Source organism: Sphingomonas sp. P4_D12, from assembly GCF_056401895.1.
Map to the genome: position 1 here is coordinate 308466 of NZ_JBFUIL010000005.1, position 26526 is coordinate 334991.

Genomic DNA, 26526 nt, shown 5'->3' on the forward strand with positions numbered 1-26526 from the left:
CTACACCGGCGCCATGACCGACGAGACTCATGCCCGCAACATCGCGTTGCTGATCGACGCGGACAATGCCTCGTCGAGCACGCTGGACCCAGTGCTGACGATCCTGGCCGAACTCGGCACGGTCAATATTCGCCGGGTCTATGGGAATTGGTCCAAGCCCGCGCTCAAGGGCTGGCGTGATCAGACGGTCCGCTACGGGATCGAGCCGCAGCAGCAATTCGACCTGACCAAGGGCAAGAACGCGACCGACATGAAGATGACGATCGACGCGATGGACCTGCTCTATCGCGGCCGCGTCCATGGGTTCGGCATCATGTCGTCAGATTCGGACTTCATGCCGTTGGCGATGCGGATCCGCCAGGATGGCCTGCCCGTTTACGGGTTCGGCACGTCGAAGACACCCGAGGCGTTCCGCCAAGCCTGCACCCGATATATCGACGTCACCGCGCTCCGCCAGGCCCCTGCTCCGGAGACCATCAACGGAAACCACGCTGCCGCCGCCAATGGCAAGGCCGAGGTGGACCCGGAACTGCTCAAGCTGCTGGTCGATGCCTATGATGCCGTGAAGCGCGACGAGCGCGGGTTCGTCAACCTGTCCGAACTTGGCGAGCGGGCGGGCAACCGTTCGAGCTTCGATGCGCGCAATTACGGCTATAAGCGCCTCTCCGACCTGATCGAGGCAGTGCCCAATTTCCAGACCGAGCGTCGCGACGGCGGCCGCATCTACGTCAAGCGAGTGCGCTAGCCGCGCGTTCCAGCTTCATCCGTGAGATCAGGATCAGCCCACCGGCCGCCGCGCGCGCATCGCCTGGGCGAGCGTACCTTCGTCGAGATAATCGAGCTCGCCACCGACGGGCAGGCCGTGCGCTAGTTGCGTAAGCCGCACCGGAAAGCGCTCGATCCGCTCGGCGATGTAATGCGCGGTGGTCTGCCCCTCGAGCGTGGCGTTCATCGCCAGCACCACTTCGTCGATCCCGCCCGCTTCGACGCGGCCGACCAGGTTGGCGATTGCCAGATCCTCCGGCCGCACGCCGTCGAGCGCCGATAGCCGTCCGCCTAGTACGTGATAGCGCCCCGGGAACAGCCGCGAGCGCTCGAGCGCCCAGAGATCGGCGACTTCCTCGACCACGCACAAAGACCGCTGGTCGCGGCGCGGATCGGCGCACACCGCGCACGGATCGCTGGTATCGACATTGCCACAAGTCGAACAGGTGGCGAGCTTCTGGTCCACCGCCTCCAGCGCAGCGAGCAACGGCCCCAATGCCGCCTCGCGCTTCTTGAGCAGATGGAGCACCGCGCGGCGCGCCGAGCGGGGCCCGAGTCCGGGGAGCCGGGCCAGCGCTTGAGTCAGCGCTTCGATTTCCTGCGATGCCATGGGGAACAAATAGGGGGTTGCGTGCCCCCCTGCCAAGGGGCGAAAGGCGTGGCCCATGCGGATCGTCTTCATGGGAACTCCCGATTTCGCCGTTCCGGTGCTCGATGCACTGATCGACGCGGGTCACGACGTCGTGGCGGCATACAGCCAACCGCCCCGCGCCGGCGGGCGGAGAGGCAAGGCGCTGACCCCCTCCCCGGTCCAGGCGCGTGCCGAGACGCTAGGGATCGAGGTGCGCACGCCGCTGTCGTTTCGGAAGGAGCCGGGCGCGATCGAGGCGTTCGCGGCACTGGCAGCCGACGTCGCGGTCGTGGCAGCTTATGGGCTGATCCTGCCGCAAGCCCTGCTCGATGCGCCGCGGCTCGGCTGTCTCAACGTCCACGGCTCGCTGTTGCCGCGCTGGCGCGGCGCCGCGCCGATCCAGCGGGCGATCCTGGCGGGCGATGCCGAAACCGGGGTCGGCATCATGCAAATGGAGGCCGGGCTCGACACGGGACCGGTGCTGCTCGAGGAGCGTACGCCGATCGATGGCAAGGCGGCAGATATTCTCTCGGCCGAACTCGCCGCGATCGGCGCGCGGCTGATGGTGCGCGTGCTTGACGCCATCCATGCCTTTCCGCCGCGCGCGCAGCCCGAGGATGGCGTCACCTACGCGTCAAAGATCGACAAGGCCGAGGCGCGGATCGACTTCAACCGCTCCGCCGTCGAGGTCGAACGCCAGGTCCGCGCGTTCAATCCGGCACCGGGCGCTTATTTCGAATATGCGGGCGAGCGCATCAAGGTGCTGAGCGCCGCCGTCATGGAATTGTCGGGCGCGCCGGGTGAAGTCCTCGACGGGCAGCTGACCATCGCCTGCGGCAAAGGCGCGATCCGTCCGCTCGCGGTGCAGCGCGCTGGGCGTGGTGTCTTGACGTCAAACGAGCTTTTGCGCGGCTTTTCCATCCATATAGGCACGCGCCTGTGACGCGGTTCGCGCTGACGGTAGAATATGACGGCCGCCCCTTCATGGGCTGGCAGCGGCAGGACCACGGACCCAGTGTGCAAGCAGCGATCGAGCGCGCGGCCAAGGAAATCCTCCAGGAAGACGTCACCGTGCACGCCGCCGGGCGCACCGATGCGGGCGTTCACGCGCTGGGCATGCGCGCGCACCTTGACGTCACGCGGGCGATCACACCGTTTCGCTTGATGGAGGCGCTCAATGCGCGCCTCAGGCCCGATCCGGTGGCAATCCTCGATTGCGCAATCGTGCCCGACGATTGGCATGCGCGGTTCTCGTGCCTCACCCGCCATTACGAATATCGCATCATCTGCCGCCGCGCGCCGCTGACCTGGGAAAAGGGCCTGGCATGGCGCGTGCCGCAGGAACTCGACGCCGCGGCGATGCACGGTGCCGCGCAAATACTGGTCGGGCGGCATGACTTCACCACCTTCCGTTCGGCACATTGCCAGTCGGATAGCCCGGTCAAGACGCTCGACCGCCTCGATGTCGTCCGCGACGGCGCGCGGATCAGCATATTCGCCTCGGCGCGGTCGTTCCTCCATCATCAGGTGCGGTCGATGGTCGGGTGCCTGGAACTGGTCGGCCAGGGCAAATGGTCCAAAGGCGACCTGAAGGCTGCGTTGGAAGCGGCCGATCGCGCGGCGCTGGGGTTCAACGCACCGCCCGATGGCCTCTATTTCCTGCGCGCCGACTATCCGCCTAGCGGCTGAATCGCGCCGCAAGCTCGACATGGGTCGACCAGCGGAATTGGCCGACCGGCTGTACCCAGTCGAGGCGGTAACCACCTTCGCAAATTATCTGAGCATCGCGTGCGAAACTACTGGGATTGCATGACACATAGGCGATTACGGGAGTCGTTGCCAGTGCCAGCCCGGCCGCCTGGTCACGCGCCCCTGCACGCGGCGGATCGAGTACTACGGCACCAAATCGTCCGAGTTCCTCGACCGTCAGCGGGCGGCGGTAGAGATCGCGATGGTCGGCGAACACCTGCCGTCCCGCACGCCCGGCGGCGGCCTTCAACGACATTATGGCGTCACGCCCTGCTTCGGCGGCATAGACCCGCGCCGGCGCCAGCGAGAGCGCGAAGGTGCCGAGCCCGGCGAACAGGTCCGCGATCGTGCCTGCCTGCCCCACGGCCTCGCGCACTGCGGCAATCAGCGCCGCTTCGCCGTCGCGCGTCGCCTGGAGGAAGCTGCCCGGTGGGAACGGCACGGCGACCTCCCCTCCGCCGGCTTTCCAACGATGCTCTGCATCGCCGGCACCTTGGCCGGCTCCGCCCAAGGTGATGGTGACGGGATCGGGCTCCCACCGCGTCTCGGGGCCCATACCGTCATCGGTCGCGAAGCGGGCGACATTGTGCTGCTGGCAGAAGGCGATAATCGCTTCCGCCGCTTCGAGCCCGTCGAAGCTCGCACCGATCAGCAATTCCACGCCCTGATCGCATGACGTCATCTGAATATCGGCCCGGCGGCGTTTCAGCCCCAGCCGCGCCAGCAGCTTGCGCAATGGTGCCACCAAGGCGAATAATTCCGGCGCAAGTATATGACATTCCTGGATATCGACGATTGCGTGGCTGCCCGACTCGGCGAAGCCGAGCCGAACGCGGCCGCCCTTCGCTTCTGCATGGAGCGAAGCGCGGCGCCGCGTCCTGGGCGGGGAGAGGATCGGCGCGCGGATATCGGTTTCGAGTTCGTGCGCGGCGAGTGCGCCTGCGATGCGGTCAGTGATGAACCGCGCGTAGCTCACGTCGTCGAGATGCTGGAGCTGGCACCCGCCACAGGTCGGGAAGTGACGGCATGGCGGCATCTGGTGATGCGGACCAGGCGTGATCGAGCCATCGGGTTTGAGCACATCGCCGGGCGCCGCCAGCGCGGCATGACGTCCATCCGCGGTGACGCCCTCGCCACGCGCGGCGACGCGGATGATCGTGTCGATAGTCATCGCAGACACTCCGCGATCGCACGCGGCAGGCAGGGGATCAGATCGTCGGCGGCAAAAGCCGGTCCGGCGAGCTGGGCGGCGCGGCCGTGAAGCCATACGGCCGCCTCAGCCGCTGCGAGTGGCGCCACGCCTCCGGCCAGACGCGCGCCGAGCAGGCCGGCGAGCACGTCGCCGGTGCCTGCCGTCGACAACCAGGACGATCCGCCGGCATAGACCCGCACATCGCCCTGAGGCGTCGCAATGACCGTGTCCGCCCCCTTGTGCACGATGACCGCTCCAGCTTCAGCCGCGGCCGCGAGTGTCCGATCGATCTTGCTTCCCTTTCCCTCACCGAACATCCGGTCGAACTCGCCGCTATGCGGGGTCAGGCAGGTCGGCGCGGCACGGCCACTCAGCCGGCCGACGTCGCGCCCGATCAGGCTCAGCGCGTCACCGTCGAGCACCAGCGGACGCGTCGAGGCGATAGCCGCGTCCAGCCTCTGCCTCACGTCTTCTTCCCGACCCAACCCAGGGCCGATCACCACCGCGCCCGTGCGTTCGTCCTCAAGCAGCTTGTCGAACTCCGTTATCGGCCGATGGACGATGGCGTTCGGTCCGTAGCCGTCATCTTCGCCGACCCGGACGACGTAGCCGGCGCCGCCATGCAGCGCCGCGTTCGACGCGAGCCTGGCTGCACCAGGCATGTGCCCTTCCAGCACCGCAACGAGGCCGCGAGTATATTTGTGACTGTGCGGCCCGGGCTCGCTAAGTCGAGGCATCGCGACCGTCCGCCAGATCTTGGCGATCGGGATACCGATATCATCGAGCAGGAGCTGGCCGCAGCGGTCGAGGCCGTCGCCGAGCAGATGTGCGGGCTTGAGCGCACCCAGCGCAAGCGTGACCGTCGCGCCGGCCGCCCCTAAGTCGCGGCCAAAATCCGTGTCCATGCCCGAGGGCAGATCGATCGCAAGGGTGAAGTGGGCCGCAGTCACCAGTCGCTGCAATTGGCCGACGACGTCGGGCGCCAGCGGACGAGTCAGGCCCGTTCCGAACAATCCATCGACAAGGATTGGCCTTGCCGGCGCGTCGGCAAGGCCGATAACCTCGCCGCTCCATTTGGCGCGCATCGCGGCGGCAGCGCCTTCCTTAGCCTGTCCAAGCGCGGCAACCATGACGTCATGCCCACTCTCGTGTAGCAGGCGCGCGGCGACCCAGGCATCGCCGCCGTTATTGCCTGGACCAGCTAGCACCAGCACCGGCCGTCCCATCGCAAAGCGCGCCGCCTCGCGCGCCACGGCTGCCCCGGCGCGCTCCATCAATTCAGCTTGTGGAACCCCGCCGGCGAACACCGCTTCTTCCGCCGCACGCATCACAGCGGCGGAGACGATGGGCTGACCTTCAATCGGAATCATTTGGCGCTATTAGCGCCCTTGCCCTTCATCGTCGCGGGCAAACGGAAGCGGTCGCCGCCGATCGCGACTTCGATCTGATGATCGGCGACGATCGTCACCTTTGCGGCCTCGGCTCCATCGGCCGCGACCACACCACGCCCGTCCTTGACCACCAACAGGCGGCGGAAGCCGCCATCGGGCTTGTGGACGGTCAGGATCAGCCCCTCGGTCGATTGAACGCGATCGAGCGTGCATTGCCGCGAGAAAGCGGCATTGCCCGCGGGTGCGCAGACGATGCGGCCATTGTCCTCGGCATCCGAGCTGGCCTGGGCGAGCGCATTGTCGAATTCGCTATTGCCGTTGCCGGCCGACGAACGCGGGTCGGCCGTACAGGCGGCGAGAATCAGGATCGACCCTATCGCGAGCGCGCTAGATATCCGCGTAAACATGAGTTTCGGCCGCCGCTCCAGGATGGGTCACGGCGCCCTTATAGGCAGGGCCGACATTCTGCGCATAGCGCCACAAAGCGCCCGACCCATAATCGGACACCCGCGCTTTCCACGCCTTGCGGCGCTCGGTCAGCACATCTTCCGCGACGTCGAGATCGATCGTACCCGCCTCGGCGTCGATGCGGATCATGTCGCCGTCCTCGACCAGCGCGATCGGGCCGCACTCGGCGGCCTCAGGCCCGACATGGCCGATGCAGAAACCGCGGGTCGCGCCCGAAAAGCGCCCGTCGGTGATCAGCGCGACTTTCTCGCCCATGCCCTGGCCGTATAGAGCCGCGGTGGTCGATAGCATCTCGCGCATGCCCGGGCCGCCCTTGGGGCCCTCGTAACGGATGACGATGACCTCGCCTTCGTTGATCTGGCGCGCCTCGACCGCGGCGAAACACTCTTCCTCGCAATCGAACACCCGCGCGGGACCGGCGAATTGCAGGTGATGGAGACCGGCGACCTTCACGATCGCGCCATCGGGCGCCAAGGTGCCGCGCAGGCCGACAACGCCGCCGGTCGGGGTGATCGGCGTCTTGGCGTCATAAATGACCTTCTGGTCGGGGTTCCAGGTGACCTGATCGATATTCTCGCCCAAGGTCTTGCCGGTCACCGTCAGGCAATCGCCATGCAGGAAGCCTTCGGTCAGCAAGGTCTTCATCAGCATATAGACCCCGCCGGCATCGTACATATCGCGCGCGACATATTGCCCGCCGGGCTGGAGGTCGGCGCAATAAGGCGTGGTCTTGAAGATCTCGGCGACGTCGAACAGGTCGAACTCGATCCCCGCTTCATGCGCCATCGCCGGCAGATGGAGCGCGCCATTGGTCGATCCGCCGGTCGCCGCGACGATCCGAGCGGCGTTCTCGAACGCCTGCCGGGTGCAGATGTCGCGCGGGCGGATATTCTTCGCCAGCAACTCCATCACCTGGGCGCCCGCCGACACCGCGATCTGTTCGCGCGTCGTGTAAGGAGCCGGCACCATATTGCTGTTGGGCAAGGATAATCCAATCGCTTCACCGACGCACGCCATGGTGTTGGCGGTATATTGTCCACCGCACGCGCCGTGCCCGGGACAAGCGACGCGTTCGAGCTCGTGCACTTCGGAAAGCGGGCAATTGCCGGCGGCGTAGCGGCCGACCACCTCGAACACGTCCTTCACCGTGACGTCACGGTCGTGAAAGCGCCCGGGCAGGATCGATCCGCCATAGACGAAGATCGACGGGATATTGAGGCGTAGCATCGCCATCATCATCCCCGGCAGCGACTTGTCGCACCCGGCAAAGCCGACCAGCGCGTCATAGCAATGGCCGCGCACCGACAGTTCGACCGAATCGGCGATGACCTCGCGGCTGACCAAAGACGCCTTCATCCCCTGGTGCCCCATGGCGATGCCGTCGGTCACGGTGATCGTATTGAACCGCCGCGGCATGCCCCCGCCCTGCTCCACCCCGCGCCGCGCGGCATCGGCCTGCGCGTCGAGCGTGGTGTTGCACGGTGCCGAATCGTTGCCGGCGGAGGCGAGCGCGACAAACGGACGCGCGATCTCCTCCTCGGTCAGGCCCATGGCGTAATAATAGCTGCGGTGAGGGGCGCGCTCCGGACCGACCGAGACATGGCGGCTGGGGAGTTTCGATTTGTCGAATGTGTGGGTCATGGCGCGACGCCTATGTCGCGAGAAGGTCGGTTTGCGCAAGACTATTGCTGAGAAAGGTGTGGCGGGGAGCGGCCGAAGCGGACCTGCGTAGCTGTCACCCAGCAAGTTGGGGGCCAGTTGAGGACTCGCGCGGCTGACGATGGTTAAGCGCGGTTCGGCGGTCCCGCCCTGGTACGCAAATCTGTCACGCGAGTGTCGATTCGAGACACCACCAACCGGGTTGGGCGCTCCTGATCGCCTGCGCGGCGGTGGTGCGCGAGGTCTCGCTATCGAAGAGAGCGAAGCAGGTGGCGCCAGAGCCGGACATGCGGGCAAGCGCGGCGCCGGTTTGCGCGTGCAACAGGTCGACCACCGCGCCGATAACGGGCGCGACCTCGCGCGCTGGAGCCTCGAGATCGTTACGGCCTTCCATCGCAACGCCAAGCCACCCCGTCATGCCGGGCTCGTCCCGGCATCCACCGTGCAACAAACCCTCAGGGTCGGGGGTGTGCGGCACGGTGGACCCCTGCACAAGGCCGGGGTGACGATGGACAAGAGGGCCGCGATCGACGCCGTCCCAGCCACGGAACACCGCACCGGTCGAGACGGCGACCCCGGGATTCACCAGCAACACGGGAATGCCCGACAACTCGTCGATTAGCTCAAGCCGCTCGCCTCGCCCACCTCCGATCGCGCTTTTGCCGAGCAGGCAGGCAGGAACATCCGACCCAAGTTCGAGTGCGATATCGGCCAGATCTGCCGGATCAATGCCCTTCAACCGCGCCAGCGCGCGTAACATGGCAGCGGCGTCGGCCGATCCTCCGCCAATCCCAGATGCAACCGGCAAATGCTTGTCGAGGGTAATCGCGAGCGGCGGCAGCGGCCCATGCGCCACCGCGAAAGCATCGCGCGCGGCGAGCACAAGATTGCCGCTCTCATCGGCGAGGGCAGGGCCAAACGGGCCGGTCAGCGCGAAGCCGTCGCGATCGGCCTCTTCGATCGACACGATGTCGCCATCGCGAAGAAACGCGAACAAAGTCTCGATCTCGTGATAGCCATCGGCGCGCCGGGCGCGAACATGGAGGGCGAGATTGATCTTGGCCGGCGCCGCTTCGACGATGGTCACGAGCGTTTCGTGGCCGGGCCGTTGAGGATCTTGGCGTCGAGCCGGGCCGTCGCATCGGGTGTTGCCACCACGCGAGCCGCTTTCCAGGCGTACCGGGCCTCGTACCGGCGCCCGACCGCCCAATAGACGTCGCCGAGATGCTCGGCGATCTCGGCATCGGCTGGGGCCGCGGCGCCGGCCGATTCGAGCAACGGCAGCGCGCGGTCGGCCTCGCCGCGCCGGAAATAGGCCCAGCCGAGCGAATCGGCGATGGCCGGCTGGTTCGGCGCCAGAGCATTGGCCTTTTCGAGCATCGCCAGCGCGCGTACCGCGTCGCCGCCATGCTCGATCAGCGAATAACCGTAATAATTGAGCGCGACCGCCTGGTCGGGGCCCAACGCCACCGCCCGTTCAAGCGCGGCTCGGGCCAATTCCCAGCGGCCGGCCTTGTCGTACGCCGATCCGATCTGCAGCCAGACCGACCAGCCGGCGTCGTCACCCAACCGGTCGCGCGCCTTTTCATACGCCACCGCAGCCTCGAGCGGACGGTTAGCGATCAGCAGCATGTTGCCGAAATGCTCGGCGCTATCGGCATCGCCGTCGGGGGCCTCTGCGAGCGCCTTGGCGGTGGCGATTGCCCCCGGCATGTCGCCCTTGGCGCGCAGCACCTCGACGCGGATCGACTGGGCGAGCGCGCGATAGGCCGTGCCCGGCGCGATCTCGCCCAACACGGTCAGCGCGCGGTCGTGCGCGCCCTGGCGTTCGAGCGCGGCGGCAAGCAACAGGCGGGCGCGACCGTCATCGGGATCGAGGATCAGCGCCGAGCGCGCCAGCGTGATCGCGATCGGGGTCGTGCCAGGGTCGGTCAGATCGGCGGCAAGGCGCGTGTAGAGCCGCGCGATACCGATCATCGGCGTCGCCTTGACGGCACGAAGGTGACTTCGCACCGTCGCCACTTCGGGATCGGGGCCGCTGAGCAGGTCAGCTGCGAGAGCGTCACTGCCCTGCCCCATCAGCAATTCCGCTGACGAATAGCGCAAATCCAGGCCGCCGCTGCTGCCGCGCAATTCCGCCGACAGCGCCTTGGCGGCACCCGGAATATCATTCCGTGCGATCAGGATCAGCGCGCGCTGTTCGAGCAGGATATGGTTGATCGCGCCGGTGCGCCCGGTCGCCGCGAGTCCTGCGGTCGGATCGCCACCGCGGCCGAATTCCTGCCAGGCGCGGACTGCGGGCACGAAGAAGTCGAACGGCGTTTTGTCGAGCGACGCCAATGCCTTGTCGACGGCGGTCGGACTGCCGCTCTTCACCGCATCGGCGAGGAGCAGCAGCTTGGCATCGTTCGGCGCGTCGGCGCCCAAAGCTGTCACCGCACGACGCGCGAGCGCCAAGTCGCCCGCCGCCATCGCCTGGCGAAACGCGCGGTTGGCGACGGTCGGATCGCCGGGAGCATTGGTCAGCGCAATGCCATATTGCTGGGCCGCCACGCCGACATTGCCGTTCGCCGCCGCAATCCGCGCGCGGCCGAACGCGCCATAGTCGTCGGCCTGCGCGCTCGCCGGAACGAACGCTGACGTCAGCGCGGCGCAGGCGACAAGAGCGGGCTTACATATTGGGATAGTTCGGTCCTCCGCCGCCCTCCGGCACCACCCAAACGATATTCTGGGTCGGGTCCTTGATGTCGCACGTCTTGCAGTGGACGCAATTCTGCGCGTTGATCACGAAGCGCGGATTGCCTTCTTCCTGCCCGACGATCTCGTAAACGCCTGCCGGGCAATAACGCTGCGCCGGTTCGTCATACATCGGTAAATCATAGTCGACCGGGATGTCCGGGTCCTTGAGGGTCAGGTGGACCGGCTGATCCTCCTCGTGATTGGTGTTCGACAGAAACACCGAGGACAGACGGTCGAAGGTCAGCACGCCGTCGGGCTTGGGATAATCGATCGGCTTGACCAGATCCTTGCGCCACAGGGTCGTGTGATCGGCATGGTGCTTCATCGTATAGGGCATTTTGATGCCCCAGCTTTCGAGCCACATGTTGATGCCCGACAGGATCGTGCCGAGGAATTCGCCATATTTCTCGACGAGCGGCAGGACGTTGCGGACGACCGACAGCTCCTTCTTCACCCAACTGGCATCATAGGCGTCGGGGTAAGCGGTCAACTCGTCACCCTCGCGTCCCCCCTGGACCGCCTCGAACGCGGCCTCGGCGGCCATCATCCCCGTCTTCATCGCGGTATGCGTGCCCTTGATCCGCGGCACGTTGAGAAAGCCGGCGGAGTCGCCGATCAACGCCGCGCCCGGCATCACCAGCTTGGGTACCGACTGAAAGCCGCCGTCGCTGATCGCCCGCGCGCCGTAGGACACGCGCTTGGCGCCCTTGAGGATCTCGGCGATCGCTGGATGCGTCTTCCAGCGCTGGAGTTCGTGGAACGGCGAGAGATACGGATTCGAATAATTGAGCCAGGTGACGAAGCCCAGTGCGACCTGCCCGTTCGCCTGGTGATAGAGAAAACCGCCCCCGTCCGATCCGCTCTCGCTGAGCGGCCAGCCCTGCGAGTGGATCACGCGGCCGGGGACATGGTTCTCGGGATCGATATCCCACAATTCCTTGATGCCGAGACCATAGACCTGCGGCTCGCAATCGGCGCGCAAATTGAAACGGTCGACCAATTGACGAGTCAGATGCCCGCGCGCGCCTTCTGAAAAGAACGTGTATTTGGCGTGGAGTTCGAGCCCCGGCTGGTAATCGGGCTTGTGCGAGCCGTCGCGCGCGACGCCCATATCGCCGGTGGCGACGCCCTTCACTTTGCCGTCGTCACTGTAAAGGATTTCGGCCGCGGCGAAACCGGGGAAGATTTCAACGCCGAGTTCTTCGGCCTGCCCCGCCAACCAGCGGCACAGATTGCCCAGGCTACCGGTATAGGTACCCTTGTTGTGCATGAAGCCCGGCGAGATGAACTCGGGCAGCTTGAAGCGGCGCTTTTTCGTCAGCACCCAATGCTGGTTGTCGGTGACCGGCGTCTCGGCCATCGGGCAGCCCTTGTCGCGCCAATCGGGGATCAGCTCGTCGAGACTTCGTGGGTCGACCACGGCGCCCGACAGGATGTGCGCGCCAACCTCGGAGCCCTTTTCGAGCACGCAGACCGAAATCTCCGCGCCTTTTTCGGCCGCGAGTTGCTTCAGGCGGATCGCCGCCGACAGGCCCGCCGGCCCGGCGCCGACGATCACCACGTCGTACGGCATCGACTCGCGTTCGCTCATCCCTTTTCCTCCCTTGGGACCTTTTTGAGACCAGTCATCGTAAGACGACAACGGTCCGTCGGCGAATGCGGTGCCAACGAATTGACCCCGCGGTCAAGCTGGGACTCTATGCCGGCAGCTATGGGGGCTGACCAGAATCACGATTGGCGGGCAAGTATCGCCAGTGCGCTCGAATGGTGGCGCGACGCGGGAGTCGATTGCGAGATCGACGATTTGCCGCGCGACTGGCTCGCGCGCGCGCCCGCTCCATCCGTCGTCGAGCGGCTGCCCGGGCAAGTAGCGGAAGCCGTTGCCGCGCCGCCCACGCTGCCGGCGACTTTGGACGAATTCGCCGCCTGGCGGCTTGGCCCCGCGGCGCCCGAAGCGGGCTGGCCGGGCCAGGCGCTCGGCACGCAAGGCGACGTCGCGAGTGGGCTGATGATCGTCGTCGATATGCCCGACCGAGAGGATGATGCCGCCGGCTCATTGCTGTCGGGCAATGCCGGTGCGCTGTTCGACCGCATGCTCGCCGCGATCGGCCGCGACCGACAGTCGATCTATCTCGCGGCACTCGCGGTAAAGCGTCCTCCGGCCGGCCGCGTGAGCGAGGAAATGAGCCAGAAACTCGAGGCGTTGATCCGCCATCACCTGTCGTTAGCCCGCCCTAAACGCGTACTCGCCCTAGGTAATGCGGCGAGCCGTGCCATCACGGGGCTGGATGTCGCCCATGCCCGTGGAAGTTTACGTCAGGTTAACCTTGATGGCGGGACAAGTGAGTTAGTGGTAAGCTTCCATCCTCGTTTCCTGCTGGAGAAGCCTGTCGCCAAAGCCGATGCCTGGAAGGACCTCAGAGTGTTGATGGGGGGATTTGAGTGAAAATCGCGCGTTTTCTCGTCGCTTCGGCGCTGGTGTTCGCCCCTGTGCTGCCCGCTTTTGCCGCCGGCGAGCCACCTGCATCCACGACGATGGCGCGCGGCATTCCGGCCCAACTCGATACCGATCAGCGCACCGGCTATGCTGCGGTGTTCAAGGCGATCCACGAAAAGCGCTGGGACGATGCCCAGTTGCAGCTGACCGCGATGAAGCCGGGCCCGCTCCATTCGATCGCGCTTGCCGAACTCTATACCGCCAAGGGCTCGCCCAAGGCCGAAAACGACCCGCTGCTCGCGGTGATCACCGCCGCGCCCGAACTGCCCGAGGCACCGAGCATCGCCCGTATCCTTGCCGCGCGCGGCGTGGTCGCCCCGACGCTTCCCTATCAGCAGCGCCTGATCTGGGCCAATGGCGCTTCGACTCGCGGCCGCGCCAAAGCGACCAAATACGACCTCGCCGCGGCCGAGCTCGCGCTCAAGATGCAGCCGCTGATCAAGAGCGATGACGGCCCCGGGGCCCAAGCATTGCTCGAATCGACGACCGGCCTCACGCCCGATGCCCAAATCGAGTGGCAGCAGCGCGTTGCCTGGATCTATTATCTTCGGGGCGACGACACCAATGCCCGGATGATGGCAACCAAGGCGCGCGTCGGCGCCGGCGACTGGGCAGTCCAGGGCGAATGGGTCGGCGGACTCGCCGCCTGGCGCCAGGGCGATTGCACCGAGGCGGCGCGCGCTTTCATCAACGTCGCGGCACGGGCGAGCGATGTCGAACTCCGTGCGGCCGGGCTCTATTGGGCAGCGCGCGCCGACATGAAGTGCGGCCGGCCGCAATTGGTCGAGGCACGGCTCAAGAACGCCGCCCAGCTCGATGAGACCTTTTACGGCATGCTCGCGCGCCAACAGCTCGGCATCAAGGAAAAGCCCCCGGTTCCGGACGAGCTGATGCTCGCCGATTGGGCCAAATTGCAGAACCGTCCCAATGTCCGCGTCGCCGCCGCTCTGGTCGAGATCGGCGAGACTGGCTTGGCCGATGATGTGCTCAAGCAGCAGGCGAAGATCGGCCCCAAGGACGAATATGCCTCGCTGGTGCGCCTGACCGAGACGCTCAATCTGCCCGAAACGGTGATGTGGCTCGGCAATAATTGCCCCGAGGGAACCAAGGCGCCGACGATCGCCCGCTTCCCCGCGCCGAAATGGGCGCCAGCCGGCGGCTGGACCGTCGACAAGGCGCTGGTCTACGCCCACGCGCTCCAGGAATCGCGCTTCCGCAAGGATGTGATCAGCCCGGCGGGCGCCTATGGCCTGATGCAGATCATGCCCGCCGCCGCGGTCGACTATGCCCGCGAACGCGGCATCACCGTCGATCGCGGCGCGCTGTCGCTGCCCTCGGTCAACATGGCGGTCGGGCAGCGCACGCTCGAGCGGTTGCGCGACCAGAGCTTCACCGGCGGCTATCTGCCCAAGGTGATCGCCGCTTATAATGCAGGCCCGGTGCCGGTCATGGAATGGAACGGCATCGTCAAGGATGGCGGCGATCCCCTGCTCTATATCGAATCGATCCCTTATTGGGAAACGCGCGGCTACGTCACCACGGTGCTGCGCAATTACTGGATGTACGAGGGCAAGGACGGCCGGCTGAAATCGCCGAGCCGCGAGGCGCTGGCGCAGGGCATGTGGCCGAAATTCCCGGGCCTGTCTGGACCGAGCGCGGTCAGGCTGACGTCCAGCCGGTAACTATCGCGTTCTAAGCGCCGCGCGGGATCGGTCGCGTCCTCTCCCCGGCGAAAGAGCATCCGCACGTCGACGACGGCGATCTTCAGCTTCGGGCATAAATCCGCCCCGTTACCCCAGCGAAAGCTGGGGTCTCATGGTTACGAAGCGATCGCGCCGTCGCTTGAGATCCCAGCTTTCGCTGGGATGACGGTTTGGGCTTAGGTATCAGCGAATCAACGCGGAACGGGAGCGGCGAGTGCCGATTGATGAAAACCGGGACTTCGTACCAGTCAGGATCGCGGTCCTGACCGTTTCCGACACGCGCGGACCTGCTGACGACAAATCGGGCGACACGTTGGTCGAGCGGCTGACAAGCGCTGGCCATGTCCTCGCCGCTCGCACGATCGAGCGGGACGATCTCGACACGATCGTCGAGCGCCTCGCTCAGTGGATCCAGGATCCCGAAATCGACGTCATCCTCACCACCGGGGGCACCGGCGTGACCGGTCGCGACGTCACGCCCGAGGCAGTCGAAGCCGTCGCCGAAAAGATGATCCCCGGCTTCGGCGAACTGTTCCGTTGGCTGAGCTATCAGACGATCGGAACCTCGACGATCCAGTCGCGCGCCTGCGCCTGCGTGGCGGGCGGCACGTACATCTTCGCCCTGCCCGGCTCGACCGGCGCGGTGAAGGAGGGCTGGGACCTGATCCTCAGAGATCAACTCGACAGCCGTTTCCGACCCTGCAACTTCGTCGAACTGATGCCGCGGTTGACGGAGCGATAGCTATTTCGCCGCGGTCGGTGCCGCCGCCTTGCGGCGCTCGGCGACGAACTTGACCAACTCGGCGTCGGTCGAGCCGTACCAGGCGACGTAATCCTTGAAATTGTCGTAGGTCATTTTGCCGATGGTGGAGATGTAGGCGTATTCGGACAGATCGCCGTCCGAATCGATCGCGACCTTCAGGAAACGGTGATTGGCGTTCCATTCGTTCGCCATTTCGGTGGAGAAGAACGGCTCCTTCTTGAACCAGCTGTAGAAATCAAACGAATCGCAGCCGACCTTGTTCTTGCAACCGTAAAACAGAACCTGAAAATCGTTTCCGCCGATCGCGCTCTGGATATACGGGTCGCCGTCCTTGCCGACCTTGATCTCCGCTCTGTACCCCGCCTCGCGCAACAACGCGGCGACGCCATCAACGCTGCTCACGTCGACGATCCGATCTGCTGCCAAGGCCGGCGCCGACACGGCCATGGCGGCAGCGACAGCCAAAATCTTGCCCCACATGTCAATTCCCCCTTTTGCGTGCCGCGATCCTAAGGCCCGCTCTGCTGGCCGCAAGACCGTTCAGTGCGAATCCGCCTGCATCGCGGCCAATTCGTTGCCGTTGGGATCGCGAAAGTGGAAACGGCGGCCGCCTGGAAAAGCGAAGATCGGCTGGGTGATCGTTCCGCCCGCCGCCTTCACCGCGTCCTCGGTCGCTTCGAGATCGTCGACCTGGATCACCGCCAGGGGCGCCGCGGTCCAGTCGGCGCGGTCGCCTTGCAGCCCGAGATCGGTCTGGCCGCTCATGGTCGCCGCATAGGTCGGACCGAAATCGGTGAAATCCCAGCCGAACGCGGCGGCGAAGAACGCCTTGGTGCTCGCGACGTCCTGGACCGGCAGTTCGACATAATTGAGTTTCGCCATCTCATCTCTCCATTGTTCTTGATATGTTCTACATCGCGGCGTAGACTGGGGCAATGGCAAAAGCCCGTCCGGTCCGCGGCGCGACGGTCAATCGCGAAAGTAGCCGCTTCAGCCTGCCGGAGCGTCTCGCCGATGGCGATTGGCTCGACGCGCTGGAGGAGGTGGACGGCGCCCTACCCCCCTTGCGGACCAGCGTCACGGTCGAGACCCCGCGCACGATCATCACCCGCAACCAGTCGCCCGACATAGGATTCGACCGCTCGATCAACCCGTATCGCGGCTGCGAGCATGGCTGCATCTATTGTTTCGCGCGGCCGACCCATGCCTATCTCGATTTGTCGCCGGGGCTCGACTTCGAATCCAGGCTGTTCGCCAAGCCGACCGCACCCGAACTACTCCGCGCCGAACTGATGAAGCCTGGCTATAGCTGCCGGCCGATCGCGTTCGGCACCAATACCGATCCATATCAGCCGATCGAGGCGGAGTGGAAGATCACACGCGGCTGTATCGAGGTGCTGGCGGAGACCGATCATCCGCTGACCATCACCACCAAATCCGACCGTGTGGTCCGCGACATCGACCTGCTCGCGGCCATGGCGGCGAAGGGGCTAGCGGCGGTCGCGCTGTCGGTGACCTCGCTCGACGCCAAGGTCGCGCGGACGGTCGAGCCGCGCGCGCCGCACCCCGAGCGCCGGCTGACCGCGGTGCGGCGCCTCGCCGACGCCGGCATCCCGACGATCGTGTCGATCGCGCCGGTCATCCCGGCGATCACCGATCACGAGATCGAGCATATCGTCGAACGCGCGGCCGAAAGCGGGGCGCGGACGATCAACTACCTGCCGGTCCGGCTTCCCCACGAAGTCGCGCCGCTGTTCCGCGCCTGGCTCGACACGCATTTTCCGGACCGCGCCGGCAAGGTGATGGCGATCATCAACTCGATCCGTGACGGGCGTGACAATGATCCCAATTTCTTCACGCGGATGCGTGGTTCGGGGCCATGGGCCGACCTGCTCCGCACGAGATTCCAGATCGCGATGAAAAAGCACGGGCTCAACCGCGAACGATTGAGTGTGCGGACCGACTTGTTCCACCCGCCACGCGGGCCGCAGGGGGAGTTGTTCTGATTTATCTCCCCGCCCGCTTGCGGGAGGGGAAGCGTCCTAACCCCGCCGGCTCTTCATCAGCGGCTGGATCTTGGTCCCGAAATCCTCGACCCCTTGGACGAAATCATCGAAGGTCAGCAGCACGCCGCCGGTATTGGGCACCTCAGCCATCTCGTCGAGCATCCGCGCGATGCTGGCATGGCTGCCGACCAGGGTTCCCATGTTGATGTTGACCGCGCCCTCGGGCGCGGCGAGCTGGCGGACATTGGTGGTCGTATTGTGCTTATCGGCCGCGCCCTGATCCATCAGCCAGGAAATGGCGGCGATATCGACGCCGTCATTGTACGACTTCCACTTCGCCATCGCTTCCTCGTCGGTGTCGGCGGCGATGATCATCACCAGCACAAATACCGACACGTCGCGCCCGGTCTTGGCGGTGGCGGCCGCCAGCCGGTCGTTATTGGAAGCAAACGCGGTCGGCGTATTGACGCCCTTGCCGAGACAAAAGGCATAATCCGCCCATTTGGCCGAGAAGGCGAGGCCCTCGTCCGATGAGCCGGCGCAGATGATCTTCATGTCGCCGTCGGGCTTGGGCCGGACAAGGCAATCGTCCATCTGGTAATACTCGCCCTTGAAGTCGCTCCGCCCGGTTTGCCATAGCTCGCGCAGGATGTGAGCATATTCATCGAGCATCTTGTAGCGGTTACGAAAATGCTCGTCCCCCGGCCACAACCCCATCTGGCTGTACTCGGGCCGCTGCCAGCCGGTGATCAGGTTGAGCCCGAACCGCCCATGGCTGATTGAATCGATCGTGTTGCACATCCGCGCGGCGAAGGCGGGTGGAATGACGAGCGTCGGGCAGGTCGCGTAGATCTTGATCTTCTCGGTGACGGCGGCGAGCCCAGCCATCAGCGTGAAGCTCTCCAGCCCATATTCCCAGAATTCGGTCTTGCCGCCGAACCCGCGCAGCTTGATCATCGACAGCAGGAAATCGAGCCCGTGCTTTTCGGCCGATTGCGCGATCGTCTTGTTGAGGTCGAACGACGGCATGTATTGCGGCGCGTTCTCGCTGATCAGCCAGCCATTGTTGTTGATGGGCACGAAAACGCCGACCTGCATCGCATTCACTCCTATTGGGGCATCACGCCCGTCATCCAGTCGACCAGAAAACCGTTGAAATTGTCCGCATCGGTGACGTTGACCGCGTGGCCGCCATAAGCTGGCCGACCGATCCCCGACTTGGCGATTCCCATCGCCAGCGCCTCACCCGCGCGCGGCGGCACCAGCATGTCGTCCTGGCTGGCGATCACCAGCGTCCGCGTGGCGATCTCGCCAAGCCGATCGGCGATATCGAACGATCCGAGCGCGAGGATGCGCTTTTCCATCGTGTCCGTGCCGGGAAAGGTCTCCATTTGGTGCGGCAGCTCGGCGTCGATGTCTTCGTCGTGGCTCGATACCCAATCCGGGGGGTAGAGAAAGATCGGCTGGGCACGCAGATACGCCCTGGGGCCGGCCAACCGCAGCAACGCGAGCCGAATCTCGAAGCAGCGCAGAAAATGCGGATCCGGGCTGGCCCAGCCATTGACCACGACAAGATGATCGAGCCGCTCCGGCGCCTTGAGCGCGAGCGCGAGCCCGGCGACTCCGCCCGCGGCGTGGCCGATCAAATGGGTGCGATCGAGGCCCAGCGCGTCCATCAGCATCAGGATATCGTCGGCAAAATCGTCGACCGACACCCGCGCCGGCAAGGCGCGGTCGCTGCGTCCGGTGCCGCGATGGTCATAGGCGATGACCCGGAAATGCTCGGCCAGCGCGGGGATATTGGGTGCCCAATAGCTCGCCGACCCGCCCAGGCCAGAAGACAGGATCACCGGCGGGGCGTCGGGCGCGCCGTGTTCCTCATAATAGAGGCCTGCCGCTTCCGGCATCAGCGCGCTGCTCCCGTCACCCCAGCGAACGACCACTCCGTCACCCCAGCGAAAGCTGGGGTCTTGTTGTTACGGCGCGCTCGCGCCGCCGCATGAGATCCCAGCTTGCGCTGGGATGACGGAAGAAGCTGGGATGACGGGTTGGGTCCGGGCATCAGACGATATGCGCCACGCTGGCGATCTCTACCAGGCAATCGGGCTTCACCAGCTCCGCCTTGATGCAGTAGCGCGCCGGCTTGTTACCTGGAAAATACTCGGCATAAACTTGGTTGAAGACCGGATAATCGTCCAGGTCCTTCAGAAAGATGTGGTTCATCGCGATATCGGACATCGACGCACCGGCCGCCTCGAGCGTCACCTTGATCACCTCGAGCACATGCCGCGTCTGCTCCGCGGCGTCACCGACATGGAGCACAATGCCGCCCTCGCCCAACGCGAGCACGCCAGAGACGTAGACGACGTTCCCCGCCTTGGCGCCGGCCGAATAGGGCGCGATCGGGGTCGGGAATTGCTGCGGGTTGATGGGCTCGAACGCCATGACGTCAGTCCTTGCTATCTGATTGAGGAAGCTGGCCAAAACTGCCGCAGAAATCGGCTGTCGTCGAAACCCAGCCGAAGAATTTCTCGACGTTATAGACGGTAGCCTCCTGCATCATCGGCGGGCCGAGATGGTGCGTCGCGTCCTCCAGCATCACGCCGAAATATTCGAGATGGAAGCCGTCGCGCAGCGTGCTTTCGACGCAGACATTGGTGGCGATGCCGACGAACACGATGTTGCGAATGCCGCGCGCACGCAGCGTCGAATCGAGCTGCGAATTGAAGAAGGCGGAATAGCGCGTTTTGTGGAGCGTGATATCGCCCGGCTGCGGCTTGAGCGCGTCGACCAGGTCGTAATCCCAGCCGCCACGCGCCAGCAGTTGGCCGGAAAGCTCCGGCCGGGCGCGCATCGTCTTCAAGGCATTGGACTTGTGCCAATTGGGCGAACCCGGACCGCCGGCTTCCTGGTACTCGGCGTCCCAGCCATTCTGCAGGAACACCACCTGGACGCCCGCTTTGCGCGCAGTGTCGAGCACGGTAGCAATCTTACCGATCACCCCCGCCGCGCCCGAAATGTCGAACCCGGCGAGATCGACATAGCCGCCCTCGCTCGCATAAGCGTTCTGCATGTCGATCACGACGACCGCGGTTTCGTGCGGGGCGAGGCGCAACGCCTCGGGCCGGGCCGCCAGCGTCACGCCATTCTCACCGACAGAGCCGGTCGTCACCATGTCCATTCAGCGCAGCCTGCCGCCGCGCGGGACGAAAGGCAAGCCGACAGGCAAAGTACCGGTTCGCGACACGCGTCCGACATGCGCCACGGCGATTTCGGGCCGGCTGGACCGTACAATGAGGCGACGCGAAGCAACATCGTCACGCGGACGCGCGGCAAAAGCGTTAGCCGGTAGCTCCTGCCGGATTATCGATGTCCGTCGGATAGGTGCCGTGCCCTTCGCGTACCAGTCCCGCATCGAAAACCAGTACCTCGGAGACGCTGACGCCTTTCTGGTTGATGTATTGGATCACCAGCGTGTTAATGCCCGCGAACACAGCTTCGATGGTAAAGTGCAAATCGGGAATGCGACGGAGCCCCTCCTCCCAATAGGCGCGGAGGGCGGCTTTGCCACGGATCACACCCCCGGTCTCGGGTAACAGGCTGGCGGCAACAGGTGAGGTGAAGGTCACGTCATCATGGAAATGCGCCAGAACGGCGTCGAGATCGTGCGCATTCCAGGCAGCGCGCCAATGAGCGGCGAACGTGGCGGGGTCGAAGGTCGTCATTTTACGCAAAACTCTACGCCGCCGTCGCCAGCTTATAGTCCTTATATTGGTCGCGCAGCACGGTCTTGAGCAATTTGCCCGTCGCGGTGTGCGGTAGATCGTCGACGAACAAGATCTCGTCCGGCAGCCACCATTTGGCGACATGCTGGGTCAAATGCTGGATGATCTCCTGTGGCGTCACCGCGCTTCCCGGCTTTCGGACGACGAGTAGCAGCGGCCGCTCGTCCCATTTGGGATGGTGGACGCCGATCGCCGCGGCTTCGTGCACACCCGGACAGCCGACCGCGGCATTTTCGAGATCGACCGAGCTGATCCACTCGCCGCCCGACTTGATCACGTCCTTCGAGCGGTCGGTGATCTGCATCGTGCCATTGGGGTGCAGCACCGCGACGTCGCCGGTATCGAACCAGCCGTCGGTGCTCGCGGCATCTTGCTCTGCCTTGAAATAGCGCTTCACCACCCAGGGCCCGCGGATCTGCAACCGGCCCGACGTCTCGCCGTCGCGCGGCAATTCCCTGCCTTCATCATCGACGATACGCAGTTCGACCCCGAACGGGATCGATCCCTGCTTGCAGACGATGTCGAGCTGTTTGTCGCGGCTGAGGTCGTGCCAGTCCGGCCCCGGAGCGAGCGCAGTCGCGATGGGCGAGGTCTCGGTCATCCCCCAGAGGTGGAGCGGCTTGATCCCCATGTCCATGAACCGCGCCAGCATCGCGCGCGGCGCCGCCGACCCGCCAACGGTGATCTGGCGCAGGAAACGCGGTTCTTCACCGGTCGCGTCGATATGCTGGAACAGTGCCAGCCAAACGGTCGGCACCCCGCTGCCGATCGTCACTTTCTCGCTGTTCATCAGTCCGCACAGCACGGCCGCGTCATTGGTTTGCGAATAGACGAACTTCGTTCCCGCCAGCGCGCCGGCAAACGGCAGTCCCCAGGCCGCGGCATGGAACATCGGCACGATCGGCAGGATGACGTCGGACGCCGACAGCCCCATCACCCACGGCTCGGCGGCGTGCATTGCGTGCAGCACGGTCGAGCGATGCTCATACAGCACGCCCTTGGGATTGCCCGTCGTGCCGCTCGTGTAGCAGATCATGCACGGCTCGCGCTCGGGCCCTTCGTGCCAGGCATAGTCGCCATCCTCGGCATCGAGCAGCGCCTGAAAACCGTCGGGGCCGAGGTCATCGAACGCTACGTAGCGCTCGATCGAGGTCCAAAGCGGCTTGAGCCGGTCAATCAGCGGCTGGAACTGTTTGTCGTAGAACAGCACGCGATCTTCGGCATGGTTGGCGATGTAGATCAATTGCTCGTCGAACAGGCGCGGGTTGATCGTATGGATTACCCCGCCCATCCCCATCGCGCCATACCAGGACGTCAGATGATGCTCGTGGTTCATCGCCAGCGTGGCGACGCGGTCGCCCGGGAGGATGCCCCATTTCTCCAGTCGCTGCGCGAGCTTGCGCGCGTTGCGATGGATGCCGGCCCAGTCGTTGCGAGTCTCGCGCCCATCGGCCCAACGCGTCACGATCTCGCGGGTCGGATGCTCGCGAGCGACATGGTCGAGCAGCCGCATCACGCGCAACTCGAAATCCTGCATCGCACCCATCTGCATCCCACTCTCCATACTCTATGTTTGAAGAGTGTTATTCCGCCCGAAGCGGTCGAAGTCTAGCCGACCAATGCAAGCCGTTGCGGCGGCGCGATTGCGACCTCAGCCGATCGCACCCCGGGAAGCGTGGCAATGCGGTCGGCAAGTTCGGGATCGAGCAGGAAATCGCGCCCGATCAGGATCGTTGCCGTTCCGCCCGCCGGCAGCGGAACAACGAGGCGTGCTTCGCCGCGCGCGCCGCGCGCCTCTGACAATAATGCACCGATCGCCGGGATCGCGGCCGCATCCTCGATCTCGATATCGAGATTCATCCGTGTTGCGCTGGCCAGTTCGTCGAACGGTTGGATGCGTTTGACCGTGACGCGCGGCTGTTCCTCGCCCGCTCGGCGGTCGAGCTCAACCGTGATCAACCCGCAACCGCCATTGCGCGCTGCTTCCTCCAAGTCGACCGCGACCGAATCGTCGAAACAGGTCGCGACGAACTGGCCCGACGGGTCGGACAAGGTCGCCATCAGATAGCGCCGGCCCTTGGCCGAGGTGCGCCAGCGCGTATCCTCGACCATCGCCGCCATTACCGCACCGGCGCGCCCACTCTCCGGAATCTGCAAGTCGCCGAGATCGGCATAGCGCCGCGCGCCGTGCATCCGCGCGAGCTGGGTGAAGCGGTCGACCGGATGCGCCGAGAAATAGAAGCCGAATGCTTCTTTCTCCTGCTCCATCCGCTCGGCCAGGCTCCAGCGCGCCGACTGCGGTAGCTTGATATGCGTACCCGACGCCTCGCTCTCGCCGAACAGGCCACCCTGGCCGCTATTCTTCTGGTCGTGGACCCGCGCCGCGGTCGCCAGGATGGTTTCGGCGCAGGCGTAGATACCGGCACGGTTGGGGTCGATCGTATCGAACGCTCCCGCCGCCGCCAGCGTTTCCAGCTGGCGCTTGTTGAGCAGGCGCGGGTCGACGCGATGGGCAAAGGCGTCGAGGCTGTCGAACGGCCCGGACGCGTCACGTTCCTCGACCAGTTTCTCCATCGCGCCTTCGCCGACCGATTTGAGTCCGGCCAGGGCGTAGCGGACGGCAAGCTGTTCCGTCTCCCCCTCGGAAGCAGAGCCGATTACCTCGACGTCGAACTCCGCCAGACTGCGGTTCACGTCCGGCGGCAGGATCGCAACGTCCAGCCGCCGCATGTCGTCGACAAAGATCGCGAGCTTATCGGTCAGATGGATGTCGTAGCACATCGACGCCGCATAGAATTCGTGCGGATGGTGCGCCTTCAGCCAGGCGGTCTGGTAGGCGAGCAGCGCATAGGCCGCGGCGTGCGACTTGTTGAAGCCATAGCCGGCGAATTTGTCGATCAAGTCGAACAACTCGTTGGCCTTGGCGGCGTCAATCTTGTTGTGGGTCGCGCAGCCCTCGACGAAGGTCGCGCGCTGCGCGTCCATCTCGGCCTGATTCTTCTTGCCCATCGCGCGGCGCAGCAGGTCGGCGCCGCCGAGCGAATAGCCAGCCAGCACCTGCGCCGCCTGCATCACCTGTTCCTGATAGACGAAAATGCCGTACGTCTCGGCCAGGATCGGCTCGAGCAGCGGATGCGGATAAGTGATCGGCTCCTGTCCGTTCTTGCGCCGGCCGAACGACGGAATGTTGTCCATCGGGCCCGGGCGATAGAGCGAGACGAGCGCGATGATGTCGCCGAAATTCGACGGCCGCACCGCGCTCAGCGTGCGCCGCATGCCTTCCGATTCCAGCTGGAACACGCCGACCGTGTCGCCCTTCTGGAGCAATTTGTAGACGCCCTCATCGTCCCAGGTCAGCGCATCGAGGTCGCAGGAGATGCCGCGCTTGGCGAGCAGTTCGACCGCCTTCTTGAGCACCGACAACGTCTTCAAGCCCAGGAAGTCGAACTTCACCAGGCCTGCGCCTTCGACATATTTCATGTCGAATTGGGTGACCGGCATGTCCGATCGCGGATCGCGATAGAGCGGGACGAGATCGGCAAGCGGACGGTCGCCGATCACCACGCCAGCGGCGTGGGTAGAGCTGTGGCGCGGCAGCCCTTCGAGCTTCATCGCCAGGTCGAACAGATGGCGGACGTCCTTGTCGCCGCGATATTCGGCCGCGAGTTCGCTGACGCCGTTGAGCGCACGATCGAGCGTCCAGGGGTCGGTCGGCAGATTGGGAACGAGCTTGGCGAGGCGGTCGACCTGGCCATAGCTCATCTGCAGCACGCGGCCGGTATCCTTGAGCACCGCGCGCGCCTTCATCGTCCCGAAGGTGATGATCTGCGCGACCTGATCGCGGCCATACTTCGCCTGGACGTAGCGGATCACTTCGCCACGCCGGGTTTCGCAGAAGTCGATGTCGAAGTCGGGCATCGACACGCGTTCCGGGTTGAGGAAGCGTTCGAATAGCAGCCCGAGCTTGATCGGATCGAGATCGGTGATGGTCAGCGCCCAGGCGACCACCGAGCCGGCGCCCGACCCGCGGCCAGGCCCGACCGGGATATCGTGCGCCTTCGCCCATTGGATGAAGTCGGCGACGATCAGAAAATAGCCTGGGAACCCCATCTGGATGATGACGTCGAGCTCGAATTCGAGCCGGTCGCGATAGGGCTGTTGCCAATCGCCTTCGCCCGCATTGCCGAGCTCGACGATGCGATCGAGCCGCTTCTGCAAGCCCTCTCGCGCCGCCTCACGCAGCGCCTGCGATTCGCCCTCACGATCGCCGGCCAGGCTAGGCAGAATAGGCTTGCGCTTCGGCGCCGCCACCGCGCAGCGCTGGGCCACGACCAAGGTATTGGCGATCGCCTCGGGCAGATCGGCGAACAAGGCGCGCATGTCCTTGGCGGGCTTCATCCACGCATCGGGCGAGCTCTTGGGCCGGTCGTCGCTGGCGACGTAGGAAGAATTGGCGATGCACAGCATCGCGTCATGCGCTTCGAGGAATTCCTCATCGGCGAAACAGCACGGATTGGTCGCGACGATCGGCAAATTGCGCGCATAGGCCAATTCGAGCAATTCGGCTTCGGCCTTGGCCTCGACTGGATCGAAGCGCCGCGCGATCTCGATATAGAGCCGGTCGCCGAAAATCGCCTGCAGCCGGTCGACATAGGCATTGGCGCCGTCGGGTTGATCCTCGGCGAACAACCGGGCGACCCCGCCCTCGCCGCCAGCGGTCAGCGCAATCAGCCCCGCCGAATTGGCTTCGAGCGTGGCGAGATCGACATGCGGATCGAGGTCGAGCGGGCGACCGAGATGCGCCTCGCTGACCAGCCGGCAGAGATTGAGATAGCCGGCCTCATCCTGCGCATAGAGCGCGATCCAGTCGGTCTGCACCGCCTGGCCCTCGGGCAGATCGGGTCGTGCCACCCCCAGCATCGTGCCGATGATCGGCTGCACCCCGGCATCGGCAGCCGCGCCCGAGAACGACATCGCCGCGAACAGCCCGTTTCGGTCGGTCACCGCGGCGGCAGGGAAGCCCAGCTCGCGCGCGCGCTTGGCGATCGCCTTCGGCTCGATCGCGCCGTCGAGCATCGTGTAGGACGAAAAAATCCGGAGGGGCACGAAGCCGGAATGGGGCATGGTGCCAACCTAAGTCGCTCGCCCCGCCTTGGCCACCCCGGCGGCGAGCTTACC

The 26526-nt window shown here is 65.1% G+C and carries 24 protein-coding genes; 7 read left to right on the forward strand and 17 right to left on the reverse strand.

What is annotated here, in order from left to right; translation table 11 throughout:
- The first annotated feature begins 13 nt into the window (after positions 1 to 13).
- Positions 14 to 745, forward strand: a complete 732-nt coding sequence (locus tag AC1DSD_RS11610) for an NYN domain-containing protein (protein WP_478030174.1) — start codon at positions 14 to 16, stop codon at positions 743 to 745.
- 33 nt (positions 746 to 778) lie between these two features.
- Here the strand turns inward: AC1DSD_RS11610 and recR are convergent, their stop codons facing one another.
- On the reverse strand, positions 779 to 1375 hold the full coding sequence (gene recR, locus AC1DSD_RS11615; protein ID WP_066819698.1) for a recombination mediator RecR: 597 nt from the start codon (positions 1373 to 1375) through the stop codon (positions 779 to 781).
- 55 nt (positions 1376 to 1430) lie between these two features.
- Between recR and fmt the strand changes: the two genes are divergently transcribed.
- Positions 1431 to 2339, forward strand: a complete 909-nt coding sequence (gene fmt, locus AC1DSD_RS11620; RefSeq protein ID WP_478030175.1) for a methionyl-tRNA formyltransferase — start codon at positions 1431 to 1433, stop codon at positions 2337 to 2339.
- Positions 2336 to 3085: a tRNA pseudouridine(38-40) synthase TruA gene (gene truA, locus AC1DSD_RS11625; RefSeq protein WP_478030177.1), complete on the forward strand. Its 750-nt coding sequence runs from the start codon at positions 2336 to 2338 to the stop codon at positions 3083 to 3085. Before fmt ends, truA begins: the two co-directional genes overlap by 4 nt.
- Here the strand turns inward: truA and AC1DSD_RS11630 are convergent.
- The 7 genes from AC1DSD_RS11630 to AC1DSD_RS11660 all read right to left on the reverse strand — a co-directional run bounded on the left by AC1DSD_RS11630 (position 3075) and on the right by AC1DSD_RS11660 (position 12185).
- On the reverse strand, positions 3075 to 4316 hold the full coding sequence (locus AC1DSD_RS11630) for a class I SAM-dependent RNA methyltransferase (protein ID WP_478030178.1): 1242 nt from the start codon (positions 4314 to 4316) through the stop codon (positions 3075 to 3077). The genes truA and AC1DSD_RS11630 overlap by 11 nt on opposite strands.
- Positions 4313 to 5707, reverse strand: a complete 1395-nt coding sequence (locus AC1DSD_RS11635; protein ID WP_478030179.1) for an NAD(P)H-hydrate dehydratase — start codon at positions 5705 to 5707, stop codon at positions 4313 to 4315. The genes AC1DSD_RS11630 and AC1DSD_RS11635 overlap by 4 nt, the downstream gene beginning before the upstream one ends.
- On the reverse strand, positions 5704 to 6135 hold the full coding sequence (locus AC1DSD_RS11640) for a hypothetical protein (protein ID WP_478030180.1): 432 nt from the start codon (positions 6133 to 6135) through the stop codon (positions 5704 to 5706). The genes AC1DSD_RS11635 and AC1DSD_RS11640 overlap by 4 nt, the downstream gene beginning before the upstream one ends.
- Entirely contained in the window at positions 6116 to 7837 is a 1722-nt protein-coding gene (ilvD, locus tag AC1DSD_RS11645) for a dihydroxy-acid dehydratase (RefSeq protein WP_478030181.1), read from the reverse strand. Before ilvD ends, AC1DSD_RS11640 begins: the two co-directional genes overlap by 20 nt.
- A gap of 184 nt (positions 7838 to 8021) precedes the next feature.
- Complete coding sequence (locus AC1DSD_RS11650; RefSeq protein WP_478030183.1) at positions 8022 to 8942, reverse strand: 4-(cytidine 5'-diphospho)-2-C-methyl-D-erythritol kinase; 921 nt, start codon at positions 8940 to 8942, stop codon at positions 8022 to 8024.
- The gene (locus AC1DSD_RS11655) at positions 8939 to 10408 is read right to left on the reverse strand and encodes a tetratricopeptide repeat protein (protein ID WP_478030184.1); all 1470 of its coding nucleotides are present in this window, start codon (positions 10406 to 10408) and stop codon (positions 8939 to 8941) included. The genes AC1DSD_RS11650 and AC1DSD_RS11655 overlap by 4 nt, the downstream gene beginning before the upstream one ends.
- A 118-nt stretch (positions 10409 to 10526) precedes the next feature.
- Positions 10527 to 12185: an electron transfer flavoprotein-ubiquinone oxidoreductase gene (locus AC1DSD_RS11660; protein WP_478030186.1), complete on the reverse strand. Its 1659-nt coding sequence runs from the start codon at positions 12183 to 12185 to the stop codon at positions 10527 to 10529.
- Positions 12186 to 12305: 120 nt separating this feature from the next.
- On the opposite strand from AC1DSD_RS11660, the gene AC1DSD_RS11665 reads away from it, so the two are divergent.
- The 3 genes from AC1DSD_RS11665 (at position 12306) to moaB (ending at position 15536) form a co-directional block, all read left to right on the forward strand.
- Positions 12306 to 13040 carry a uracil-DNA glycosylase gene (locus tag AC1DSD_RS11665; protein ID WP_478030188.1) on the forward strand — a complete coding sequence of 245 codons (735 nt, stop codon included), beginning with the start codon at positions 12306 to 12308 and terminating at the stop codon, positions 13038 to 13040.
- Positions 13037 to 14773, forward strand: coding sequence for a lytic transglycosylase domain-containing protein (locus AC1DSD_RS11670; protein ID WP_478030190.1), 1737 nt, complete (start codon positions 13037 to 13039; stop codon positions 14771 to 14773). Before AC1DSD_RS11665 ends, AC1DSD_RS11670 begins: the two co-directional genes overlap by 4 nt.
- Positions 14774 to 15008: 235 nt before the next feature.
- Complete coding sequence (gene moaB, locus AC1DSD_RS11675; RefSeq protein WP_478030191.1) at positions 15009 to 15536, forward strand: molybdenum cofactor biosynthesis protein B; 528 nt, start codon at positions 15009 to 15011, stop codon at positions 15534 to 15536.
- Here the strand turns inward: moaB and AC1DSD_RS11680 are convergent, their stop codons facing one another.
- Together AC1DSD_RS11680 and AC1DSD_RS11685 are read right to left on the reverse strand one after the other, a co-directional pair.
- Positions 15537 to 16037: a YbjN domain-containing protein gene (locus tag AC1DSD_RS11680; RefSeq protein WP_478030192.1), complete on the reverse strand. Its 501-nt coding sequence runs from the start codon at positions 16035 to 16037 to the stop codon at positions 15537 to 15539.
- A 60-nt stretch (positions 16038 to 16097) separates the two neighbouring features.
- Entirely contained in the window at positions 16098 to 16439 is a 342-nt protein-coding gene (locus AC1DSD_RS11685; protein WP_478030194.1) for a VOC family protein, read from the reverse strand.
- A gap of 53 nt (positions 16440 to 16492) precedes the next feature.
- Between AC1DSD_RS11685 and AC1DSD_RS11690 the strand changes: the two genes are divergently transcribed.
- On the forward strand, positions 16493 to 17563 hold the full coding sequence (locus tag AC1DSD_RS11690; protein ID WP_478030195.1) for a PA0069 family radical SAM protein: 1071 nt from the start codon (positions 16493 to 16495) through the stop codon (positions 17561 to 17563).
- A 36-nt stretch (positions 17564 to 17599) separates the two neighbouring features.
- Here the strand turns inward: AC1DSD_RS11690 and rutA are convergent, their stop codons facing one another.
- The 7 genes from rutA to dnaE form a co-directional block, all read right to left on the reverse strand.
- A complete protein-coding gene (gene rutA, locus AC1DSD_RS11695) occupies positions 17600 to 18661 on the reverse strand; it encodes a pyrimidine utilization protein A (protein WP_478030197.1) in 1062 nt (353 codons plus the stop codon).
- An 11-nt stretch (positions 18662 to 18672) separates the two neighbouring features.
- Positions 18673 to 19470, reverse strand: a complete 798-nt coding sequence (rutD, locus tag AC1DSD_RS11700; RefSeq protein WP_478030198.1) for a pyrimidine utilization protein D — start codon at positions 19468 to 19470, stop codon at positions 18673 to 18675.
- Positions 19471 to 19624: 154 nt separating this feature from the next.
- On the reverse strand, positions 19625 to 20008 hold the full coding sequence (gene rutC, locus AC1DSD_RS11705; RefSeq protein WP_478030199.1) for a pyrimidine utilization protein C: 384 nt from the start codon (positions 20006 to 20008) through the stop codon (positions 19625 to 19627).
- Between the two features lie 4 nt (positions 20009 to 20012).
- The gene (rutB, locus tag AC1DSD_RS11710) at positions 20013 to 20744 is read right to left on the reverse strand and encodes a pyrimidine utilization protein B (RefSeq protein WP_478030201.1); all 732 of its coding nucleotides are present in this window, start codon (positions 20742 to 20744) and stop codon (positions 20013 to 20015) included.
- Positions 20745 to 20904: 160 nt separating this feature from the next.
- Positions 20905 to 21288, reverse strand: a complete 384-nt coding sequence (locus AC1DSD_RS11715) for a nuclear transport factor 2 family protein (RefSeq protein WP_478030202.1) — start codon at positions 21286 to 21288, stop codon at positions 20905 to 20907.
- A gap of 13 nt (positions 21289 to 21301) precedes the next feature.
- A complete protein-coding gene (locus AC1DSD_RS11720; RefSeq protein ID WP_478030203.1) occupies positions 21302 to 22900 on the reverse strand; it encodes a long-chain fatty acid--CoA ligase in 1599 nt (532 codons plus the stop codon).
- A 56-nt stretch (positions 22901 to 22956) separates the two neighbouring features.
- Positions 22957 to 26472, reverse strand: coding sequence for a DNA polymerase III subunit alpha (gene dnaE / locus AC1DSD_RS11725; RefSeq protein WP_478030205.1), 3516 nt, complete (start codon positions 26470 to 26472; stop codon positions 22957 to 22959).
- Positions 26473 to 26526 lie beyond the last annotated feature (54 nt).

What these genes read in the sequence shown, in the direction of transcription:
- AC1DSD_RS11610 (WP_478030174.1), top strand. Translation starts at nt 14, where the DNA reads ATGACCGACGAGACTCATGCCCGCAACATCGCGTTGCTGATCGACGCG.
- recR (WP_066819698.1), bottom strand. Translation starts at nt 1,375, where the DNA reads ATGGCATCGCAGGAAATCGAAGCGCTGACTCAAGCGCTGGCCCGGCTC.
- fmt (WP_478030175.1), top strand. Translation starts at nt 1,431, where the DNA reads ATGCGGATCGTCTTCATGGGAACTCCCGATTTCGCCGTTCCGGTGCTC.
- AC1DSD_RS11630 (WP_478030178.1), bottom strand. Translation starts at nt 4,316, where the DNA reads ATGACTATCGACACGATCATCCGCGTCGCCGCGCGTGGCGAGGGCGTC.
- AC1DSD_RS11635 (WP_478030179.1), bottom strand. Translation starts at nt 5,707, where the DNA reads ATGATTCCGATTGAAGGTCAGCCCATCGTCTCCGCCGCTGTGATGCGT.
- AC1DSD_RS11640 (WP_478030180.1), bottom strand. Translation starts at nt 6,135, where the DNA reads ATGTTTACGCGGATATCTAGCGCGCTCGCGATAGGGTCGATCCTGATT.
- ilvD (WP_478030181.1), bottom strand. Translation starts at nt 7,837, where the DNA reads ATGACCCACACATTCGACAAATCGAAACTCCCCAGCCGCCATGTCTCG.
- AC1DSD_RS11660 (WP_478030186.1), bottom strand. Translation starts at nt 12,185, where the DNA reads ATGAGCGAACGCGAGTCGATGCCGTACGACGTGGTGATCGTCGGCGCC.
- AC1DSD_RS11665 (WP_478030188.1), top strand. Translation starts at nt 12,306, where the DNA reads ATGGGGGCTGACCAGAATCACGATTGGCGGGCAAGTATCGCCAGTGCG.
- AC1DSD_RS11680 (WP_478030192.1), bottom strand. Translation starts at nt 16,037, where the DNA reads ATGTGGGGCAAGATTTTGGCTGTCGCTGCCGCCATGGCCGTGTCGGCG.
- AC1DSD_RS11685 (WP_478030194.1), bottom strand. Translation starts at nt 16,439, where the DNA reads ATGGCGAAACTCAATTATGTCGAACTGCCGGTCCAGGACGTCGCGAGC.
- AC1DSD_RS11690 (WP_478030195.1), top strand. Translation starts at nt 16,493, where the DNA reads ATGGCAAAAGCCCGTCCGGTCCGCGGCGCGACGGTCAATCGCGAAAGT.
- rutA (WP_478030197.1), bottom strand. Translation starts at nt 18,661, where the DNA reads ATGCAGGTCGGCGTTTTCGTGCCCATCAACAACAATGGCTGGCTGATC.
- rutD (WP_478030198.1), bottom strand. Translation starts at nt 19,470, where the DNA reads ATGCCGGAAGCGGCAGGCCTCTATTATGAGGAACACGGCGCGCCCGAC.
- rutC (WP_478030199.1), bottom strand. Translation starts at nt 20,008, where the DNA reads ATGGCGTTCGAGCCCATCAACCCGCAGCAATTCCCGACCCCGATCGCG.
- rutB (WP_478030201.1), bottom strand. Translation starts at nt 20,744, where the DNA reads ATGGACATGGTGACGACCGGCTCTGTCGGTGAGAATGGCGTGACGCTG.
- AC1DSD_RS11715 (WP_478030202.1), bottom strand. Translation starts at nt 21,288, where the DNA reads ATGACGACCTTCGACCCCGCCACGTTCGCCGCTCATTGGCGCGCTGCC.
- AC1DSD_RS11720 (WP_478030203.1), bottom strand. Translation starts at nt 22,900, where the DNA reads ATGCAGATGGGTGCGATGCAGGATTTCGAGTTGCGCGTGATGCGGCTG.
- dnaE (WP_478030205.1), bottom strand. Translation starts at nt 26,472, where the DNA reads ATGCCCCATTCCGGCTTCGTGCCCCTCCGGATTTTTTCGTCCTACACG.